The organism is Tenacibaculum sp. A30 (assembly GCF_051200845.1).
Taxonomy (GTDB): domain Bacteria; phylum Bacteroidota; class Bacteroidia; order Flavobacteriales; family Flavobacteriaceae; genus Polaribacter.
This window is the reverse complement of the sequence record NZ_CP195160.1, coordinates 42779-63823: the sequence shown is the minus strand read 5'-3', so window position 1 is coordinate 63823 and position 21045 is coordinate 42779. Positions and strand designations below refer to the sequence as shown.

Below are 21045 nucleotides of genomic sequence, written 5' to 3'. Positions count from 1 at the left end.
TTAAAGAATTTAAAATCCAATGATAAGCTCATTGGATTTTTTTATTTTTTGTACTTTCGCACGGTCATACTAAAACAAACTAGTCTATGGATTACAGAATGACTATCATCATTCCAGTTTTTAATGAAATTGATAACTTAGATAGAATACACAGTACGTTCACTGATTACTTTTCTAAAAGTAAAACTAAAAGCAAGGTTTTATTTATTGATGATGGTTCTACCGATGATAGTTTCAATAAAATTTCTGAAATCTGTACAAACAACTCTGACTTTGAATACTTAAAATTTAAAGAAAATTGCGGATTAAGTGCAGCTATCAAAGCTGGTATTGACCATATCGACACCGAATTAATCGGATATATCGATGCCGATTTACAAACCACTCCTTACGATTTCGATATTTTATTAGAGGATATTGATAATTACCAAGCTGTAATTGGATATAGAGGAAAAAGAAAAGATACTTTAAGTAAAAAAATACAATCATTAATTGCTAACAGCATACGCCGTAGTTTAATTAACGATGGAGTTATTGACACTGGTTGTCCGTTAAAAGTACTTCGTACAGATGTTGCTAAAAAGATTCCTTTCTTTAAAGGAATGCACCGTTTTATTCCTGCTTTAATTTTATTACAGAATGGAAAAATAAAACAACTAAAAGTGCAGCATTTTGAGCGTATTGCGGGTACTTCAAAATTCAATATTTTCAATAGATCTTTAAAAGCGTTACGTGACACTTTTGCTTACAGATGGATGCGAAAAAGCTATATAAATTATACTATTGAAAAGTCTAAAATTAGCTAATGAGCGACTGGCTTTCATATAAATCTTTTGTATACATTATCGGTTTTGCTGCTCAGATTTTATTTTCAGCAAGGCTTTTATTACAATGGATTCAATCTGAAAAAGTAAAAAGAGTACTAACACCTGAATTGTTTTGGCAATTAAGTTTAATTGCTTCCTTTTTGCTTTTTGTTTACGGATGGTTACGAGACGATTTTGCTATTATGTTAGGGCAATCGTTAACCTACTATATCTATATTAGAAATATGCAATTACAGGATTCGTGGATAAAACTACCTAAATTTCTGCGTGGTTTTTTACTTATTTTTCCTTTTTTAATTGCCTTATATTCCTTTAAGAATAACCAAATTGATGTTGAGCGATTGTTCCGCAATGAAGAGATTCCTATTAACTTATTAATCTGGGGAAGTATTGGTCAAATTATTTTCACACTGCGTTTTATCTATCAATGGATTTATTCTGAGCGTAAAAAAGAATCTTCGTTACCTTTAGGATTTTGGTTGTTAAGCCTTGTAGGATCGCTTATGATTTTAAGCTATGCGATTATAAGAAAAGACCCTGTATTATTCATTGGACAATTATTCGGTTTTGTTATTTATATCAGAAACGTTTTTATCTTATTAAAACAAGATAAAGTGTTAAAAACTAACTCATAAACTTATTCTTTTTTCAGAATGAAAAACAAACTAACCTTTAATATATTTTTAGTAATAGCTGCTATTAGCTTACTTATTAATGTAGGCTCGTACGGAGTTATTGAAAGTAGCGACGCTAGATATGCCGAAATAGGTAGAGCCATGCATGTTTCTGGTGATTATATGCATCCTAACTTGTTAGATGTTCATCACTATCACAAACCTCCATTTACCTATCAAATTACAGCTTTAGGCTACAAAATATTTGGTATTAATGCTTTTGGAGCTCGTTTCTTTTTACAATTAGCTGTTTTACTTCAACTTGTATTGGTCTACCGCTTAAGTATTTCATTATTCAACAATAAAAAAACGGCACTTTGGTCTGCTATTATCTATTTCAGCTTTCCGTTGGTTTTAATGTCATCGCGAAACTTAACTACCGATGCTTTTTTAGCTACCTTTGTTTTACTAAGTATTTATAGTTGGGTAAAATATCGCCAATCTGGAATTATAAAATGGCTCTATGCTTTTACTCTAAGTTTAGCGTTAGGTTTTTTAACAAAAGGACCTGTAATATTTATTGTTCCTGTAATTTTCATTTTATTTTATAACCGTACAGAAAAGGCAAAAAGAAATTTTTCTATCCATCATATTACGGCTTGGACTTTATTTTTAATTATTGCAGCATCTTGGTTTGCATACCTAGGCTATAGCAATCCTGCTTTTTTAGATTATTTCTTAGGAAAACAGACCGCAGATAGGTTCTCAAAAAATGCCTTCGGAAGAACAGAACCATTTTGGTACTTCTTAGCTTTTGCTCCGCTAGTTGGTTTACCATGGTTTTTAGCATTTATTTATTTACTGAAAGATCAAAAAGAATTATTGAAAACAAAAACAATTCACTTCGCTATGTTAATGGCGTTTGTAATTCCTTTGATTTTCTTTTCAATTTCTTCTTCAAAACGAATTTTATACATTTTACCATTATATGGTTTACTTGCTATCTTAATAGCTGATTTGTTTTCACGAATTAACACAGAAAAAATCAAAACCATTAATGCTTTTATTCTTGGTTTTTCTAGTTTAATTCTATTAACTTTTATTGTAGCTCCATTTATTAATACTGGAATGATTTTTCCGTATTATTTAGCGATTGCTAGTTGCACCGTCGCAATCATAATATTCTTCCTTTATAAATCTAAAGAAGAAGTTAAATTTAAACCAGTACTTACCTCATTTGTTGTTACGGTGTTTTTATTGATCAGTGCTTCAACAATCTTAGCTAAGAACGAATTAAAAGTCAATGCTTCGAAGCCTGTAACAGACTTTATTATTAATGAAAATCTTAATTCTAGAGATATTTTAGTCTACAATATTAGAAAATCATCCATAGCTTTTGGATTGAATAAATCGATTATTTCCTTATACGATGGGCATGAATCTTTAAACAGAGAAACTCAGTTTGAAACAGATACAAAGTGGAAAAATCACTTAATCAATCTTAAAGATGCTACTGAGTTAGAAAGTTTACATGAAATCGTAGAAAAACCTACTGTTTTAATACTTTATAAAAAGCAACTTCCAGAAAGATTAGATTGGTTAGCAAAGAACTACCCTAACAAAAAAGTAATGGGTAAATGGACTGTTTTATACTAACCTATAAATTATAACAACCTTACTAAATCCATCGTTTTCTTACGTTGGATTTTTTTTGTCTCTGTTTCTACAAATTGATCTACGAAGTAAATATCTTTTGGAGTTTCATATTTAGTCAGATTCTTTACTTCGTTCAAGATAACATTGTATTCTTTCCCTTCTATGACAAGCACTAATTTTTCTCCTAACACCTTATCTGGAACACCAATAACAAAAAAACGATTCGAGATAATTTTAGACAGTTTTTCTTCAATTTTTTCTGGATGTAGCTTAATTCCACCTGAATTAATAACATTATCGTAGCGCCCTAACCATTCAAATTCTGTTTCAGAAATTAAATCCACTACATCATTTGTAACGATTCTTTCCTCTGATACTTTAGGAGCTTCAATGATCAAGCAATTTCGATTGTCTTGTGAAAGATGTACGTCAGGTAAAGTCTTGTAATAAGATTTCTCACTATCGTTCGAAATGACATTATTCAGTTTTTTCACAGAAATATGTGTAATAGTTTCTGTCATTCCATAGGTAGCAAAAACTAGAGTAGACAAGTTCTGAATTTCTCCTATCAAGTCATTAGATACCACTCCACCACCTACAATTAGTTTTTTAACCTTATGTAAATCTTTTAACGAGTTTTGTAACTGCATTGGCACCATTGCAGAAAATTCATACACTTTATTTATTCCTTCCAATGGATTAGAAATTGCTTCTACAACATCAAGCTTCCACCCTAACGTTAAAGCTCGGACAAGCATCATTTTTCCTGCAATATAATCGGTAGAAAGACATAATAAAGCAGTGGTATTTTCTTTCAATTCAAAAAAAGCTCCCGTTGCCTCTGCTGAGTTTTTCATAAACTCTTTTTTCAACGGAATTGGTTTCGGTTTTCCTGTAGACCCTGAAGTTTGCACTACTACAAAATCTTCAGCATTAAACCAATCTGATAAAAATGAAAAGACAGAATTATTAATTTTTTTAGAAAAACTCAAGAGTTCTTCTTCCGAAGAAAAAGACTTTTCATTTAACTGAAAATTTTTATGAAAGCTGTTTTTTTTCACAATATTCAGGATAGTATACTATAAAATTTCTTTAGTGATTACTGGTTTTTCAATCTTACCAAACAATTTTTCTTTCCAGTTTTTCCAGCCATATTTTTTTTGTAAAAACATTATATATAACGGATAAATAAAAAACACAGGAATAATCATTTGATATATTAAATTCGGCTCAGAATGATCAATAAATAAGGCATCGGTTTGAAAAACTGCCCAATTTGAAGCTACTAAAACAGCCGCTGCAATATTATTTGCTGCGTGAATTCCTAAAGCTAACTCTGCTCCTTCATCTAACAAGGTGATAATTCCGAATAAAAAACCTGTTCCAATATAAAAACCCATAATTCCGTAACCTAATTTGGATACTTCTGGATTTAATATATGCATTAACCCAAACAACGTTGAAGTTACGATTAGTGGAACCCATCTGGTTTTAGTTAAAATTCCTATTCCTTGCATTAAATAACCTCTAAACAACAACTCCTCTAACGATGTTTGAATCGGGATTAAAATGATACAAATTGTTAATAGTAGAAAAAACGGAACTGGTTTAAAATTCCACACAAATTCTTCTGGTGCTAACAAATAACCTATAAAAAGAAAAAATACCGTCATTAAAAACCAAGAAACAAACCCATAAAAAAAACGATTCCAATCTACTTTACTCCTACTTGTTACTACAGAAGTAAATGGTCGTAAATGCACGAACTTGACAAATACTATCAGCAAAACTAAAAGTACAGCAAATGGCATTAAATTTTCAATTAGGAAAATATTTTTGTTTCCTTGAAAATTGGCTGTGTCTTCCATCAAGCCTTTATATACTTCTGGTAATAAAAAATAGATTGCGAAGTTTAATAAAAAGGGAGACATTACTATTACAATTGTAAGTAACCACCTCCACCAACTATTTTCACCTTTATATGCTTGTTGTATAAAGTCCATTTTTAAATTTTAAAATCCCAATGTTTATTCGTGTTATAACCTAAGCTTCCATTTGTAACTTCTAGCGGACTCTCAATGTTATTTGTAAACAAACTTCCAGTTCCTAATCCTTGCGGTAACGGATTGTTCAATGAGTAGGTCCATTGTGCTATTGCGTTTAAGCCTATATTACTTTCTAATGCCGAAGTAATCCAGTTTCCTGTATTATGATTGGCTGCTATTTGAATCCACTCGTTGCTTCCTTGAAAACCTCCAACCAAACTTGGCTTTAAAATGATGTATTGTGGTTGAATTATACTAATACAATTTTCTTTTCCTTCGGAAGAAAACACGCCTATTAGTTCTTCATCTAACGCAATTGGTAGCGGAGTTTCCTCACACAATTTCGCCATTTCTTGCCACTGACCTTGTTTGATAGGTTGTTCTATTGAATGTAACTCCAACTCGGCTAATCTTTGTAGTTTTTCTAAAGCATTTTCAGGTAAAAATGCTCCATTTGCATCTACTCTTAACTCTATTTCTTTGACTGAAAACTCTTTTCTGATAGAATTCAACAATGCTATTTCTGTATCGAAATCAATAGCTCCAATCTTCATTTTTATTGTTGTAAAACCTTGCTGTAACTTATCCTTTATTTGTTGTTGCATAAAGGATTTATCACCCATCCAAATTAATCCGTTTATTGAAATTTGCTCTTTTCCTTTAGAAAAATCTGATGGAAATAATTCAAACGGATTTTCACTTTCTAATGATAAAAAGGCTTGTTCTAATCCATATTGAATCGATGGGAAATGTACCAATTCTGCCAATAAAACATCTAAACCAAGATTAATATTGTTACAGACCCACTGTAATTTCTCTTCATAATCAGGTCTGTCATCAACACTTAATCCGCGAAATAAACCACATTCACCAAAGCCTTGTTTTCCTTCTCTTTCTAAAACTAAAAACCAAGTTTCTTTGGTTCTTAAAATTCCACGAGAAGTTCCACTAGCTTGCTTAAAATTCAATAAATATTTATGATAGGTAGCTTTAATCAACTGCTTGTTTTTTTAGTTATGAGCTTCAGATACTTTTTTAAATTCGTCTAAATATTGTTGACTCATTTTTTTCAATGCTCCTTTAAAATACGGGAACAAACAACTCATTACGTACGACTCACTTGTACAGGTAGTTGTTTGTACAATTTTAGTTGTATTTCCTTCAGAAGTAAACGCATAATCATCTGTTTTTAACATATTTTCAGCATCGAAATGAAAGGTAAGTCTTTCATTTTCTTCAAAAGCTAATACTTCTTCAGTCATAGTCACCAATTTTCCTTGGTTTTCAACTACAACTTTATATGTACTTCCTACTTTATTTGGCTTTTCTTCTAATACATCAATCGATTTTACTTCTGGCATCCATTGTTTCATCAATTCTACATTTTGAAAGTCGGCAAAAACTTCTTTTACAGGCTTGTTAACCGTTATCTCATTCGTGTATACTACCTCTTGAACAACCAGTCCTGTTAAAAAAAACGCAAGAATTAAAGCAGTTATAATTCCTAAAATTATTTTGATTTTTTTCATACTTCTAACCTAAAATAACCTCTTAAATAGTTATTGTTTCTCCAATTTCTAAAATCACTAATTCTTTTTTAGCTTGCGTAAACTTTTCTTTCGCATCATCAACATCAATTGTTATTGGAGGAAAAGTGTTAAAGTGACAACCTATTACTTTATTACAAATTACCAAATCACTTGCTATAATAGCATCATCTACTCCCATAGTGAAATTATCTCCTATTGGAAAAATTGACGCTGTAAGGTTTGTTGCCATCGGTATTAACTGCATATCCATTGTAACAGCAGTATCACCTGAAACATATAGCGACTTTTCTCCTGCTGTAATTACAAATCCACCTGGTTGACCGCCATAGCTTCCATCTGCAAAAGACGAAGTATGAATAGCATTTACATATTTAGCAGAAAATGTATCGTTTGTATAAGTACCGCCATGATTTACAGGATGCCCTTTTAAATTCTTTGCTCCGTAATACATTACGATTTCATAATTCGAAACTATAGTCGCTCCTGTTCTTTCCGCAATACGCTCAACATCTAACACATGATCTTGGTGTGCATGTGTAAGTAATATATAGTCTGCTTTTACTTCATCTACATTAATGTGTGATGCTAAAGGGTTTCCTGTTATAAAAGGATCAATTAACACGTGGGTTCCGTCGATTTCTACTCCAAAACACGCATGACCGTAAAAAGTGATTTTCATCTTTTTGTTTTTAGTTTTAATAAGGTAAGGTGTCACCTTTAATTACAAAGGCTCTATTCTTTCTTTCGTTTAATTCGTTTTTTAATAAATATAACTAGTAAGGTGATTAACAATATAAATGGCCAAATATTTACCAAACCAATAAAGAACCACTTTATGTTATCTATTCCATTACCAAAAGCATCAGCTATACGTCTTCCAAAACTTTTAGAATAAGTTTTACTTACTTCTTTTTTATAAAATCTTATTGTTAAGGTTGAATAGGATACTTGATTTTGTAAATATTTCAGGCGACCTTCCATCGATTCTATTTCTAACCTTACATTGTTTAATTCCCTTTCTACCTCTATAATTTCTTTTACTGAAGATGCTTTTTTTAATATCTCACTATAACGCTGCTCTAACTCTTTTTTTACTTTTAAACGAGCTTCAACATCTAAAAACTGCTCTGTTACATCTTTTACAGATATGTTTTTGTTATCAAAACGTGTTACTTTTGAAGAAATTTCATTTAAAAAAACATCAAAATTTTTAGAAGGAATTCTAACAGTTAAATTGGTTGTAATACTTTGTGAAGATTTGTATTCATTATCGGTAGAAATATAACCGTTGTATTTTTTTAATACTTGTTCTATGTGGTTTCTTGTTGCAGATAAATCACTTATTTCAAAAGATACATCTCCTGTTTTGATCAGTTTTCTTTCAACTACTGGAGCTTCATTATTTCCTTTTAACTCTACTGATTCTTCTATATCTTTATCAATTACCATATTCCCTAAAGCCTTATTATTACCATAAGACTCAAGGTTTTTGCCTCCGTCATTACAAGCCGTTAATAAAATAACAACTACAAAAAGATTTAAAATTTTTTTCATCATATTTTTTCAGGGAAGTTACAAAATTTGCCCCAATCCAAATAAAATTGAAAATAAAAAGGTGCTCAGTGCCACTTTTTTTAGCTCCCCATCTAATAACGCTTCTTCTTTATTTTTGTACACAAAAAACAGATGTTTTGCCAAAGGAAGGTAAGCTATTACAAATAAGAATTGATATGGTGATTGAAACTTAATTACCGTGTACAATAATGCAACTAAAAAAGACGCTATAATTAAAAAGTAGTGATACATTTTTGCCGATTCAGCTCCCATTTTCACTACCAACGTATTTTTTCCTGATTTTGTATCATTTTCTCTATCTCGCATGTTATTTAAATTCAACACTGCTGTACTTAATAATCCGACAGTTATTGCGGGTAAAAAAATGATAAAGTTTAATTCTTTAGTGTATAAAAAGTAAGTTCCTACTACTGCTAACAATCCGAAGAAAAGGAACACAAAAACATCTCCGAATCCACTGTAACCATAGGCAGATTTACCTACTGTATATTTTATAGCAGCTATGATAGATGCAATTCCTAATCCGAAGAAAATTACTGAATATAAAAAGTTGTCTTTTCCAAAGGAAACATAAATTAGTAGTAATGCAATAACAGTCGTAATAACCCCTGTAACAATCATTGCATTTTTCATTTGCTTTGGAGTAATTGCTCCTGAAGCTACCATACGTGCTTCTCCTTCTCTTTGATTGTCAGTACCTTTTACTCCATCTCCATAATCGTTTGCAAAATTAGATAGTACTTGAAATCCTATGGTAGTTAAAATAGCTAGCCAAAAAATTGATGATCGATATAAAGGAGTCCTTACTACACAAATAGTTGTATCAAAAAATTTCTCTACAATAAGTAAAAAATTATCAACTGAACCTAAATATGCCCCAACAATAATTCCTGAAACAGAAAGAGGCAATGTACGTAAACGTGCTGCTTTTATGTAGTTTTTAATCATTCTTAAAAAATAAGATTCCCGCTTTCGCGGGAATAACACAATTTATATTTTTTACTATTATAAATTATTTGCTTCTGCAATTAATTCAGCAATATCTTTTACTTCTATTTGTGCTTCTTTTTCTTTGAATTTCACGCCATCAGTCATCATCGTATTACAATAAGGACAACCTGTAGCAATAATCTGTGGATTCGTTTCTAAAGCATCTTCTGTTCTTAACACATTAATATCTTTATCTCCTTTCTCAGGCTCTTTAAACATTTGTGCTCCACCTGCTCCACAACATAGTGCTGTTGACTTATGACGTTTCATTTCCGTCATTTTCACTCCTAAACGACGAATTAACTCACGTGGACTTTCATATACATCATTTGCACGTCCTAAATAGCATGGATCGTGATATGTTAAACGTTTTCCGTTTAAGTTTTTATCTTCAATAGTTAAACGTCCTTCTTGAATTAACTTACTAATATATTGCGTGTGGTGATATACTTTATACTTACCTCCTAATCCAGGGTATTCATTTTTTAAGGTATTAAATGAATGTGGATCGCAAGTAACAATTGTTTTAATTTCGTAAGCATTTAAAACTTCAATATTAGTAACAGCTTGCATTTGGAATAAAAACTCGTTTCCTGCACGCTTCGCAGCATCACCTGTTGAACTTTCTTCGGTACCTAATACAGCAAAATCTACATTGGCTTGTTGTAATATTTTTACAAATGCTCTTGTTATTTTTTTTGCTCTATCATCATAACTTCCTGCAGCTCCTACCCAAAACAACACTTCTGGTTGTTTTCCTTGAGCCATCATATCTGCCATTGTTGGTACGTTCATAATTGTTTATCGTTTAATTGTTGAACTGTTTTTTTGTTTAGTTTTTGAGAATTGAATAATTAATAACTATTCTTCGTCTTTCCAGTTTAATCTGTCCATTTGACTATACTGCCAAGGCGCTCCGTTATTTTCAATATTGGTCATCATCATATTCAACTCTTGTGGAGCTGCTGATTCTTCCATCACCAAATAACGACGCATATCCATAATGATTGATAATGGATCAATATTTACAGGACATTCTTGCACACAAGCATTACAACTTGTACATGCCCATAGTTCTTCTGGAGTAATATAATCGTTTAATAATTGCTTTCCGTCTTCAACAAACGTACCTCCGTTTGCATCTATATTTTTCCCTACTTCTTCTAAACGATCACGTGTTTTCATCATAATAGCACGTGGTGACAACTCTTTACCTGTTAAGTTTGCAGGACATGAAGAAGTACAACGTCCACATTCTGTACAAGTGTAAGCATTCATTAACTGCACCCAGTTTAAATCGGTTACATCTGATGCTCCAAATTTTTCAGGCTCTCCTTCCTCTGCGCCTTCTTCTGGCATTGCATACGGATCAGCCTCTGGATCCATCATCATTTTTACTTCCTTCGTTACCGCTTCTAAATTATCAAATTGTCCCTTTGGATTTAAGTTTGCAAAAAATGTATTTGGGAAAGCTAATAAAATATGTAAGTGCTTAGAGTAGTATAAGTAGTTTAAGAAAATTAAAATACCAACAATATGCAACCACCAAGCAGATTTTTCAATAGTATGTAATGCTTCAGGTGAAAAACTATTAAACCAAGGCGCTACAAATTGAGAAACTACATTACCTGCTCCTGCTTCTTGAAAAGCAACGTCTGTAGCATTCATTACTAAAAATAAGGTCATTAATACCATTTCAAAATATAAAATGATATTACCGTCATTTTTCGGCCAACCTTCCATTTCTTTATTCCAGAAACGTTTTACTTTTTCAATATTTCTACGGAACCAAAAGATTGTAACTGCTACTAAAACTAATAATGCTAATACTTCGAAACTACCAATTAAGAAACCGTATAAAGCAGGTCCTAGAATTGGTTGAAAAACACGGTGTGTACCGAATAATCCATCAATAACGATTTCTAACATTTCGATATTGATTAAAATGAACCCAACGTACACAACAATATGTAAAATACCAGAAACTGGTCGACGTACCATTTTATATTGCCCTAAAGCTATTTTTGCCATGTTTTTCCATCGCTCAGGTTTTCTATCTGTTCTATCAATATCTTTTCCTAATTTAATGTTGCGTATCAACTTACGAACATTCATTACAAAATACCCGATACCTGCAATTAAAATAAGTGCAAAAAAGATGTTTGGTATGTATTTCTCCATCGTTCTTTAATTATTAAGTTTTGTTAGATTTTATAAATGTAAGCTTATTGATTACTTACATTTTTCTCGTTATTCTCTTCGTTATATGGTTTTGCTTTTTTTCCGAATAATGAAAAATGCACAAATCTCTTAGGATTCAACTTCATTTCTCGCAACAACTCTTCCATTTCTTTTGAAGCATTGGTTAAGTTTGTGTACATTTTTTCATCGGTCATTAGCTTTCCTAATGTTCCTTTTCCAGATTTCATATCAGCTAATAACGTATTTACGTTCGTCAAAGTTGTTTCTAACTTTTTTACTGACTCACCTAAATTAGCCTTTGCTAAATCGTCTGAAACTTTTGAAAAATTATCTGTTATTTTCTTGGTGTTTGCTAAAGTAGCGTTTAAGTTTCCTTTATTATCTGCTAATAATGTATTTACAGAAGCTAATGTTTTACGAACATCATAAATAGTTCCTTCCAAACCTTGAATACTTCTATTTAAACTTTTACGAGATTTTTCGTCTAAAACTTGATTTATTCCTATTAACAAAGAATCTGCTCCCACTAAAACATTTTCTAATTTCGCCTGAATAGGATTTAATTTTTCTCCTACTGAAGAAAATATATCTGATTCAACTTCTCCTTTTAAATAATCTCCTGATTGAGCGATTTCTCCATCGTATTTAGGAACAATGGCTAAATTTTGCCCCCCCATTAAACTAGCTGAGTAAATTTTAGCTATACTGTTTTTAGAAAACTCGAAATCGGTGTCTAATAAAATCTTTACAATTAGCTTACCTTTCTTTTCTGGTTGCTCATTAAAGTAGATTTGAGCTACTTTACCTACTTTTAACCCATTAATTGTAACTAAACTAGCTTCATTAAGACCGTTTATGTTATTGTACTCTACAAAAAAGTGTCTTGCATTAGCACTGAACAAATCTTGTCCTTTTAAGAAGTTATAACCCCAAATAAATAGTGCAATAACTACGACAGCAACAATTCCTGTTTTTAGTTCTTTAGACATAGAATATATTTATACGAGCGAAAATAATAATAATTTTGAGAGTATAAATATAGAATACCTCTAAATTATTGGTTTTTCAATGCTTCTTTAATCGAAATTCGCTTCCCGTTTTTAAAAGCCACTACCCAAGCATCCTTATACCCTTTACTTTTTACTTCTGGCAACAACTTTTTTATACCTGAAAGACTAGGTGAATTTCCATAATAATATTTATAGTAACCATCTATAAACAAAGACTCTACATCTTCTACCCCTTTAAACGTACTGGTAGGCAACTTTTTTCTAGATGCTGCTATTTGAATTTTAAATTCAACTTCTGAAGATGTTTTCTTTGGTGTTGTAGTTACTTTTTTTATTGACTCTTCTTTTTTTACTTTTGTCTGAGCTACTTCTTCCTTAACCACAGTTTTTGGTTCTTCCTTTTCGATTAACGGAGCGTTTACGGTAATAGTTTCACTAATTGTATTCAGTTTTAACCTTTCAAAGTACTTTTCAATGGCCTGAGCTATTGACTTTGCCATTTGTAATTGCCCTTTTCTTGAATTAAGAAAACTTCCTTCTGCTTTATTGGTTAAAAAACCTAATTCTATTAAAACACTAGGCATTACAGTTTCTCTCAAAACTAAAAAGTTAGCTTGTTTTACCTTTCTATTATTCCTTTTAAGAGCAACAAAATTATTTTGCACCAATCCTGCTATTCCTAAACTGTTTTCTAAATTTTCTTCTTGAAGTACTGACAACCCAATTACCGATTCAGGAGAATTAGGGTCGTAATCATAGTTCTGTTGGTAGTTGTCCTCTAACAAGATTACAGAGTTTTCCTTTTTTGCTATCTCTAAATTTTCTTTATTCCCACTCAATCCTAAAACGAAAGTACTTGCTCCATGAGGTTCTGATTTTCTAAAAGCATCACAGTGAATTGACACAAATAAATCTGCTTTATTATCATTTGCAATTTTTGCTCGGTTATGTAACTCTATAAAAACATCATTTTTTCTAGTGTAAACAACATTAATATCTTTTGAAGTTGACAATTCTTTTCCTACATCTAGAGCTACTCTTAAAGCTATGTGTTTTTCTCTAAATCCATTTCCTAAGTTACCTGGATCTTTTCCTCCATGACCTGCATCTAACACAACTGTATATTTTTTTTGAGCTAAGGCTGAAGAAATTCCTCCACACAAAACAGTTAGAGAGGTTAGAATAATTAAGCTTATTTTCGAGATATTATATTTACGGAAATTTAAGAATTGCATCAATAAAATTTAACTATTTTTGGTTTTTAAAATATAGCGTTCAAATAGCACGCCAAAGTTTTTAAATATAACACAAAAATAGTATTAATAATATTGCGAGCAAATTCAACCTACATACTTTTAATTTTCTATCTTTTTTATTTTCAATTAAGTACTGCGCAAGAATTTGGTAAGAAAGGTACTTTTCCTCAACTTCCTAAAAAAGATACTGTTTTTACCAGCGCTAAAGACACTTTAATAGGGTTAAAAAACAATGCTTTAGTCAATAAAAAAATAGACACGGTTGCAAACGATTCTATCAAACCTAAAGAAGTTATTGATGGAATTATTACTCATAACGCAGAAGATTACACCATTCAAGATGCTAAAAACAAAACTGTAACTCTTTATAATAAAGCTCACGTTACCTATACAGATATTGATTTAAAAGCGGGTATAATTATTCTAGACTACAAAAATAACATGGTATATGCCAAAGGTATTAAAGACAGTACTGGCTACCACCAAAGACCACAATTTAAACAAGGCGGACAAGAATCGGAACAAGATTCTATTCTCTTTAACTTTAAGACAAAGAAAGCCTTAGTTTACGGAGTAAAAACGAATCAGGCAGGAATTATAACTTATGGTGAAAAAACAAAACGTATAAACGACTCTACCATTTACATGCGTAGATTACGTTTTACCACCTCTCAAAAAGAAATTCCAGATTATTACATACAAACAAACAAAGCAAAGTTGGTTCCTGGTAAAAAAATTATTGTAGGAGGAAGTAATTTAGTACTTGCAGATGTACCTACCCCAGTTTATTTACCTTTTGCTTATTTTCCAATGACTAACAAAAGAACTTCAGGATTCATTATCCCTTCTTGGGGTGAAAGTAACAACCAAGGTTTTTTCTTACAAAATGGAGGTTACTATTTTGCGGTAAGTGATTATTTCGACCTAACAACTTTAGCCGACTTGTACACCAATGGTAGCTGGGGAGTAAATGCAACTTCTAATTATTATGTTCGCTATAAGTTTAGCGGAAACTTTAGCGTTCGTTATGAAAATATTATACGAGGAATTCGTGGTTTGAGTGATTATAATAAATCGACAAATTTTAATATCCGTTGGAGTCATAGTCAGGATTCTAAAGCTAGTCCAAACTCTCGTTTTTCTGCCTCTGTTAACTTAGGAAGTAGTAAATATTACCGTCAATCGCTAAATGAATTTAACAGTTCGCAGTTTTTAAATAATACTTTAAGCTCGTCTATTTCATACTATACAAAATTTGTAGGTACGCCTTTTAATATGAGTGTAACTGCTACTCATTCGCAGAACACCAATACCGAAACGATCACTATGACTTTACCGTCTTTGCAGTTAAACATGGATCGTATTTATCCGTTTGCTGGTAAAAATGGTGTAAAAAAGAATCCTATTCAAAAAATGGGATTGAATTATAGCATGCAAGGACAGTATCAAATCAACACTACTGATGATGAGTTTTTTACTGCTAAAATGTTTCAAACTGCAAAAAAAGGAATACAGCACAATTTAAGTACAAATACCAGTTTAAAAGCTTTTAAATACTTTACTTTATCACCAAGTGTGAGTTATAAAGATGTTTGGTATTTTGATCAAATTAAGAAACGTTATGACCCTACCGCTATCAACAAAGATGGTAATTTAGGTACTGTTGTTAATGATACCATTAGCGGATTTACCCGTTATAACGAATACAATTTCGGAGTTTCATTATCTACAAACATTTATGGTACATTTAACTTTAAAAAAGGACGTTTAAAAGCCATTCGTCATACAATTAGACCGTCTATTTCATACGGATATCGTCCTAATTTTGCTGATGATTATAATTTAACGGTTCGTCAAAGCTCGGATCCAAGTGATCTTTTAACCTATTCTCCTTTTGAAGGAGGTATTTATGGAACCCCTGGAAGCGGAATCTCAAACTCTATTGGAATTTCTGTTAACAACGTTTTAGAAGCTAAAGTAGCCCCAAAAGACCCCGATAGCGATGAAGAAGACAAAAAAATCACTCTTCTTAACAACTTAAACTTTAGCACAAGTTACAACATTGCTGCTGATAGTTTACGTTGGGCTCCTGTAAGAGCCAATGCTGGTACGCGTCTTTTTAAAGATAAACTTGCCTTAAACATGAACGCTACTTTCGATCCTTATCAAGTAAATAGCAAAGGACAAAGAATCAATAAATTTAACGGTGGTCTTCTTAGAATGACTAATCTAGGAGTAACAGCAAACTATTCTATTTCTAGCAAAGATTTTGAAAAAAATAAAGACGGAAAAGATAATTCTGACAATAAAAATGGAAATGGAGCTCAAGACACTCCAGATGTTTTTGGAGAAGGTTTAGGTCCTACCAATGGTTTTCCTAACGACACCAATAGAAGCAATAAAAACAGCGAAGACGAAACGAAAGAAACCGAACTTTACAAAGCCAAAATACCTTGGACACTTAACTTAGCCTACTCTATGAACTATACCAACAATGGTTTAACTAGTCAAATAGGTAACAATACATTAATGTTTAGTGGTGATGTTGAGCTTTCTCCTAAATGGAAAGTTGGTTTTTCTTCTGGTTACGACATTAAAGACAACGCCTTTACCTATACAAGATTAAATTTTTCTAGAGATTTAGATAGTTGGCGATTCAATTTTAACTGGACTCCTTTCGGAATCAATTCTTCGTACAATTTCTTTATTGGAGTAAAATCTTCTGTTTTAAGCGACTTAAAGTGGGATAAAAACAAACCACCAGACAGAGTACTTTTTTAGGAATTAGGAATTAGGAATTAGGAATTAGGAATTAGGAATTAGGAATTAGGAATTTAAAGTTGTTCTTTTTCAATTACAAACAAAGAAAAAACTTTCAAACTTTTCACTTTTAGTTTTACACTTTCTAACTTTATCAACAGTTAAACGATTAAACCCCTAAACAAATAAACTTTGAAACTTACATAAAAATGAAAAAAATAATCACTACCTCTAAAGCTCCTGCTCCAATTGGTCCATATAACCAAGCGGTACTTAGTGGAAACACTTTATACACTTCTGGACAAATAGCGATTAATCCTGAAACTGGCGAGTTAGTTTTAGATTCTATTGAGGCAGAAACTGAACAAGTAATGCAAAACATGAAAGAAGTATTAGCAGCAGCTGATATGACTTTTGAAAATGTTATTAAGACTTCTATTTTTATTTCTGACATGCATAACTTTTCTAAAATTAATGCTGTTTATGGTGAGTATTTTGACGATGCTACAGCTCCTGCTCGTGAAACTGTAGAAGTTGCGAACTTACCTAAGTTTGTCAATGTAGAAATTAGTATGATTGCCGTTAAATAGTTTTTAACATTAATTAGTTCTTAATCTTTAAACTATTAACTTTGATATCGGACAATTTCAATTCTTTAAAACATTGGGGATCTTAAATATCAACAAAAATAAAAAACAGCTTATGAAAAAAATCTCACTTATTATCATTACGCTTTTAGCTAATACTTGCTTTAGTCAAAAGAAAATTACAGCAGATGGATTTCTTGATATTATTGGCACTAAATATTTTATGACTCATGAAAACTATAATAAATTTGGGTTTGTCGATAATGAAGGAAATCTGATAATTGAAAATAAACTTGGTAAATTCGAAAACACCAAACTTAAAGATTGTATCTCTGAGAATATTGTTTTTGCTATAGATAAATCGACTGGAAAAAAAATCGCATTTAACCTTGATTTAAAAAAAGTTATATATGAATCATACAATGGTTTTGTAAAATTTGGCGAAGGTATAGGGTTTGTTCAACTTTTAAATAAAAATTGGAATCCACTTGATAAGATGAGCGAAGAATACAATGTTTTTGCCATTGACAAAAACGGCAATAAATTATTTGACATCCAAAATGGTGTTAGTCTCAACTCAAGTTATGGGAGTTTTAGGGATAATTTAGCAAGAGTTGTGGTATGGACCAATGAAGGAAACACAAAGACTGTTTACATAAACAAACAAGGAAAAATAATTCTTTCCCCTAAAGAATACGATAGTTTTGGTGACTATTCAGAAGGTTTAGTAAGGGTTAGAAAAAATGTAAATGGTGATTACAAATGGGGTTTTATAGATAAAGACGGACAAGAAGTTATAGGCTTCAATTTTAGCATAATGCCTACATCTTTCAATGAAGGTGTTAGCGTTGTTAAAAGTAGAGATAATAAATATGGTTATATAAACAATAAAGGTGAAATAATTATTGAACCAAAATTCAAAATTGCTACAGGTTTTTATAAAGGATATGCACTAGTAAGCGAAGGTTATAAAAATTGGAAAATCATAGATAAATTAGGGAAAACTATTTATGATTACACAAACTTAGGTATAACAAGCATGTTTCCTCATAACCCTGAAGAAAATGATAAAAAAACAATAATGATAAAACAAATAATCGATAATAATATTATGATATGTAAAAAAGCTCATAAATATTTTTATTACGATATAGAAGGCAATTTAATATTCGAAGATAAACCTAACTTTAAATTACAGTTATTAAAAAACGGATATTCAATTGTGAATATTAAAAACGGTTATAAAACTATTGTTAAAAAAAACATTGTAAATAATAAAGGGGAAATAATTCTAACAACTGAAAAAAGTAAATTTTAAATCTTACTTATTTTTAATAATGACTATAAATAATTGTTTTTCACCTCATAATTATCAAATCTGTGAAGATTTTCGGTTTAGATCTGTATTTATAAAATTAGTTACCTGTATATATACAATTACACTTACACAAAGAGACAATAATCCTTTTGATAAATCATTAAAAAAAGAGAAACAATGATGTTTCTCTTTTTTATTTATAATCTTTTATATCGCTCTAATCAACAACTCTGCGGTGGATGGATTTGTAGCCAACGGTACATCGTGTACATCACACAAACGCATAAGCATAGAAATATCGGGTTCGTGTGGGTGTTTTGCTAACGGATCTCTAAAAAATAATACCATTTGACATTTTCCTTCTGCTACTCTTCCTGCAATTTGCGCATCGCCTCCAATAGGTCCTGATAAAAACTTCATCACTTCAAAACCTGCTTTTTCTGCTTTCTCACCAGTTGTTCCTGTTGAAATCAGTTGAATTCTTTTTTGGTGTAAAATTTCTTTGTGTTCGTTTAAAAACTGAACCATTTCAGCCTTCATTCCATCATGTGCTATAATTGCTATTTCCATAAATCGTGTTTAAAAAAATATTCCCGCCAAAAAGCGGGAATACAATATTACAAAATATTTTATGCTTTTATAAAGAAGCAGAATACTCTAATAAATCTACAATCTTAGTAGCGTATCCAAATTCGTTATCGTACCAAGAAATTACTTTAAAAAAGTTTTCGTTTAACTCTAAACAAGCATCAGCATCAATTACAGAAGTTCTCGTTTCAGAAACAAAATCTTGCGATACAACCTCTTCTTCAGTATATCCTAAAATTCCTTTTAACTCACCTTCAGAAGCATCTTTTAGAGCTTTTAAAATTTCTTTCAGTGAAGTAGCTTTTTCTGTTCTAAAAGTTAAATCCACCAAAGAAACATCTGCTACAGGAACTCTAACTGCCATTCCTGTTAACTTACCTTCTAATTCTGGAATTACTCTAGTAACCGCTTGCGCTGCTCCTGTTGAAGTAGGAATGATATTATTTACCACAGCACGTCCTCTACGCCATTTTTTATTAGGTCCATCAACTGTGTTTTGAGTAGATGTTGCCGCATGAACTGTGGTCATTAACCCTTCTTTCAATCCAAAATTATCATGAATTACTTTTGTTAAAGGTCCTAGACAGTTTGTGGTACACGAAGCATTTGAAAAAATAGTTTCATCAGCTGTTAAATCTTTATGATTTACGCCCATCACATACATATTAGCATCTTTTGATGGAGCGGAAATAATTACTTTTTTTGCTCCACCGGTAATATGCATTGCTGCTTTATCTTTATCGGTAAAAAAACCTGTTGATTCAATTACATACTCAGCTCCAGCTTCGTTCCATTTTAAATTTTCAGGATTCCTTTCGGCAGTAATTCTAATCGTTTGTCCGTTTACAACTAAATTTCCATCTTTTACTTCAACATTTCCATCAAAACGACCATGAACAGAATCATACTTCAATAAATAGGCTAAATAATCTACATCTAACAAATCGTTAATAGCCACAACTTGAACGTTGTCTCTTTTCATTGCAGAACGGAATGCCAATCGACCAATCCTTCCAAATCCGTTAATTCCTATTTTTATCATTATTTTTAATTTTATATACTCATTTACGTAGTCATAATATCAGACACTCGTAATAATTCAGTGTCTATTTTATGCGCTCCTTTAATTGCTTTTTCTAAATCTGTCGCAATTACTTTATTATCTTTCAAACCAACCATAAGGTTCGTTTTACCATCTAACAACAACTCTACCGCACTTACCCCTAATCTACTTGCTAAAACTCTATCAAAACACGATGGAGATCCTCCACGTTGCATGTGTCCTAGCACAGAAACTCTTACTTCATATTCAGGTAAGTTTTCTTCCACATAATCAGCTAATTCAAATACATTTTTTCCTGTTTTATCTCCTTCGGAAACTACTACGATACTTGACGATTTCCCTGACCTTCTACTCTTCTTTAGAGATTCTAACATTCTTTCTAGCCCTAAATCTTCTTCAGGAATTAAAATTTCTTCTGCTCCTGCTCCAACTCCTGCATTTAACGCTATAAAACCTGCATCACGCCCCATCACTTCCACAAAGAAAAGACGGTTATGAGACGATGCTGTATCTCTAATTTTATCTATAGCTTCAACAGCTGTATTTAACGCCGTGTCGTAACCAAGTGTATGGCTTGTTCCAGAAATATCGTTATCAATAGTACCTGGAATTCCAATAATTGGAAAGTTAAACTCTTTGTTAAACAATACTCCTCCAGTAAAAGAACCATCCCCACCAATAACTACCAAAGCATCTACATTGTGTTTTTGTAAATTTTCATAGGCTTTTTGTCTTCCTTCTTTGGTTCTAAAATCTTTAGATCGTGCCGATTTTAAAATCGTTCCTCCTTTGTGAATGATATTGTTTACACTTCGTGCCGTTAGTGTTACTAAATCACCTTCAATCAATCCTTGATATCCTCTATAAATCCCCATACAATCGGTATGGTAATAAGCACAAGTTCTCACAACTGATCGAATTGCGGCATTCATTCCTGGAGAATCTCCTCCAGAAGTCATCACTGCTATTTTTTTAATTTTTCTCATAAAACGAATATCAAATTT

Annotated in this window: 20 protein-coding genes; 6 read left to right on the top strand and 14 right to left on the bottom strand. The window is 31.7% G+C overall.

Going from position 1 to position 21045, the window contains the following annotated elements:
* Positions 1-86: 86 nt before the first annotated feature.
* From ACR9ES_RS00285 to ACR9ES_RS00275, 3 genes are read left to right on the top strand one after another with little or no spacing between them, the layout of a single operon-like run.
* The gene (locus ACR9ES_RS00285) at positions 87-806 is read left to right on the top strand and encodes a glycosyltransferase family 2 protein (RefSeq protein ID WP_435254651.1); all 720 of its coding nucleotides are present in this window, start codon (positions 87-89) and stop codon (positions 804-806) included.
* Positions 806-1462 (top strand): lipid-A-disaccharide synthase N-terminal domain-containing protein, encoded by a 657-nt coding sequence (locus tag ACR9ES_RS00280; RefSeq protein ID WP_435254650.1) that lies wholly within the window; start codon positions 806-808, stop codon positions 1460-1462. The genes ACR9ES_RS00285 and ACR9ES_RS00280 overlap by 1 nt, the downstream gene beginning before the upstream one ends.
* Positions 1463-1480: 18 nt before the next feature.
* Positions 1481-3097, top strand: coding sequence for an ArnT family glycosyltransferase (locus tag ACR9ES_RS00275; RefSeq protein WP_435254649.1), 1617 nt, complete (start codon positions 1481-1483; stop codon positions 3095-3097).
* 8 nt (positions 3098-3105) lie between these two features.
* Here the strand turns inward: ACR9ES_RS00275 and ACR9ES_RS00270 are convergent, their stop codons facing one another.
* From ACR9ES_RS00270 to ACR9ES_RS00220, 11 genes are all read right to left on the bottom strand, one after another.
* Positions 3106-4158 (bottom strand): AMP-binding protein, encoded by a 1053-nt coding sequence (locus ACR9ES_RS00270; RefSeq protein ID WP_435254648.1) that lies wholly within the window; start codon positions 4156-4158, stop codon positions 3106-3108.
* A gap of 18 nt (positions 4159-4176) precedes the next feature.
* Positions 4177-5100 carry a CPBP family glutamic-type intramembrane protease gene (locus ACR9ES_RS00265; protein WP_435254647.1) on the bottom strand — a complete coding sequence of 308 codons (924 nt, stop codon included), beginning with the start codon at positions 5098-5100 and terminating at the stop codon, positions 4177-4179.
* Positions 5101-5102: 2 nt separating this feature from the next.
* Complete coding sequence (locus ACR9ES_RS00260) at positions 5103-6140, bottom strand: o-succinylbenzoate synthase (RefSeq protein WP_274633493.1); 1038 nt, start codon at positions 6138-6140, stop codon at positions 5103-5105.
* Between the two features lie 12 nt (positions 6141-6152).
* Positions 6153-6671 (bottom strand): SRPBCC family protein, encoded by a 519-nt coding sequence (locus ACR9ES_RS00255; RefSeq protein ID WP_274633492.1) that lies wholly within the window; start codon positions 6669-6671, stop codon positions 6153-6155.
* Between the two features lie 22 nt (positions 6672-6693).
* The gene (locus ACR9ES_RS00250; protein ID WP_274633491.1) at positions 6694-7371 is read right to left on the bottom strand and encodes a metal-dependent hydrolase; all 678 of its coding nucleotides are present in this window, start codon (positions 7369-7371) and stop codon (positions 6694-6696) included.
* 53 nt (positions 7372-7424) lie between these two features.
* The gene (locus ACR9ES_RS00245) at positions 7425-8249 is read right to left on the bottom strand and encodes a DUF4349 domain-containing protein (protein ID WP_274633490.1); all 825 of its coding nucleotides are present in this window, start codon (positions 8247-8249) and stop codon (positions 7425-7427) included.
* Positions 8250-8264: 15 nt separating this feature from the next.
* Entirely contained in the window at positions 8265-9215 is a 951-nt protein-coding gene (menA, locus tag ACR9ES_RS00240; RefSeq protein ID WP_274633489.1) for a 1,4-dihydroxy-2-naphthoate octaprenyltransferase, read from the bottom strand.
* A gap of 57 nt (positions 9216-9272) precedes the next feature.
* Entirely contained in the window at positions 9273-10052 is a 780-nt protein-coding gene (locus tag ACR9ES_RS00235; RefSeq protein ID WP_435254646.1) for a (Fe-S)-binding protein, read from the bottom strand.
* Between the two features lie 66 nt (positions 10053-10118).
* Positions 10119-11438 carry a 4Fe-4S dicluster domain-containing protein gene (locus ACR9ES_RS00230; RefSeq protein ID WP_435254645.1) on the bottom strand — a complete coding sequence of 440 codons (1320 nt, stop codon included), beginning with the start codon at positions 11436-11438 and terminating at the stop codon, positions 10119-10121.
* Positions 11439-11482: 44 nt separating this feature from the next.
* Positions 11483-12448, bottom strand: coding sequence for an MlaD family protein (locus ACR9ES_RS00225; protein WP_435254644.1), 966 nt, complete (start codon positions 12446-12448; stop codon positions 11483-11485).
* Positions 12449-12513: 65 nt separating this feature from the next.
* Positions 12514-13704, bottom strand: coding sequence for an N-acetylmuramoyl-L-alanine amidase family protein (locus ACR9ES_RS00220; RefSeq protein WP_435254643.1), 1191 nt, complete (start codon positions 13702-13704; stop codon positions 12514-12516).
* 93 nt (positions 13705-13797) lie between these two features.
* Between ACR9ES_RS00220 and ACR9ES_RS00215 the strand changes: the two genes are divergently transcribed.
* The 3 genes from ACR9ES_RS00215 (at position 13798) to ACR9ES_RS00205 (ending at position 18390) form a co-directional block, all read left to right on the top strand.
* Positions 13798-16506, top strand: coding sequence for a putative LPS assembly protein LptD (locus ACR9ES_RS00215; RefSeq protein ID WP_435254642.1), 2709 nt, complete (start codon positions 13798-13800; stop codon positions 16504-16506).
* Positions 16507-16694: 188 nt separating this feature from the next.
* Positions 16695-17075: a Rid family detoxifying hydrolase gene (locus ACR9ES_RS00210; protein ID WP_435254641.1), complete on the top strand. Its 381-nt coding sequence runs from the start codon at positions 16695-16697 to the stop codon at positions 17073-17075.
* A 112-nt stretch (positions 17076-17187) separates the two neighbouring features.
* Positions 17188-18390, top strand: a complete 1203-nt coding sequence (locus ACR9ES_RS00205; protein ID WP_435254640.1) for a WG repeat-containing protein — start codon at positions 17188-17190, stop codon at positions 18388-18390.
* A 207-nt stretch (positions 18391-18597) separates the two neighbouring features.
* On the opposite strand, the gene ACR9ES_RS00200 is transcribed toward ACR9ES_RS00205, so the two are convergent.
* The 3 genes from ACR9ES_RS00200 to pfkA form a co-directional block, all read right to left on the bottom strand.
* Positions 18598-18960, bottom strand: coding sequence for a methylglyoxal synthase (locus ACR9ES_RS00200; protein ID WP_435254639.1), 363 nt, complete (start codon positions 18958-18960; stop codon positions 18598-18600).
* Between the two features lie 67 nt (positions 18961-19027).
* Positions 19028-20020 (bottom strand): type I glyceraldehyde-3-phosphate dehydrogenase, encoded by a 993-nt coding sequence (gene gap, locus ACR9ES_RS00195; protein ID WP_435254638.1) that lies wholly within the window; start codon positions 20018-20020, stop codon positions 19028-19030.
* Positions 20021-20043: 23 nt separating this feature from the next.
* A complete protein-coding gene (gene pfkA / locus ACR9ES_RS00190; RefSeq protein WP_435254637.1) occupies positions 20044-21027 on the bottom strand; it encodes a 6-phosphofructokinase in 984 nt (327 codons plus the stop codon).
* Between the last annotated feature and the right edge of the window lie 18 nt (positions 21028-21045).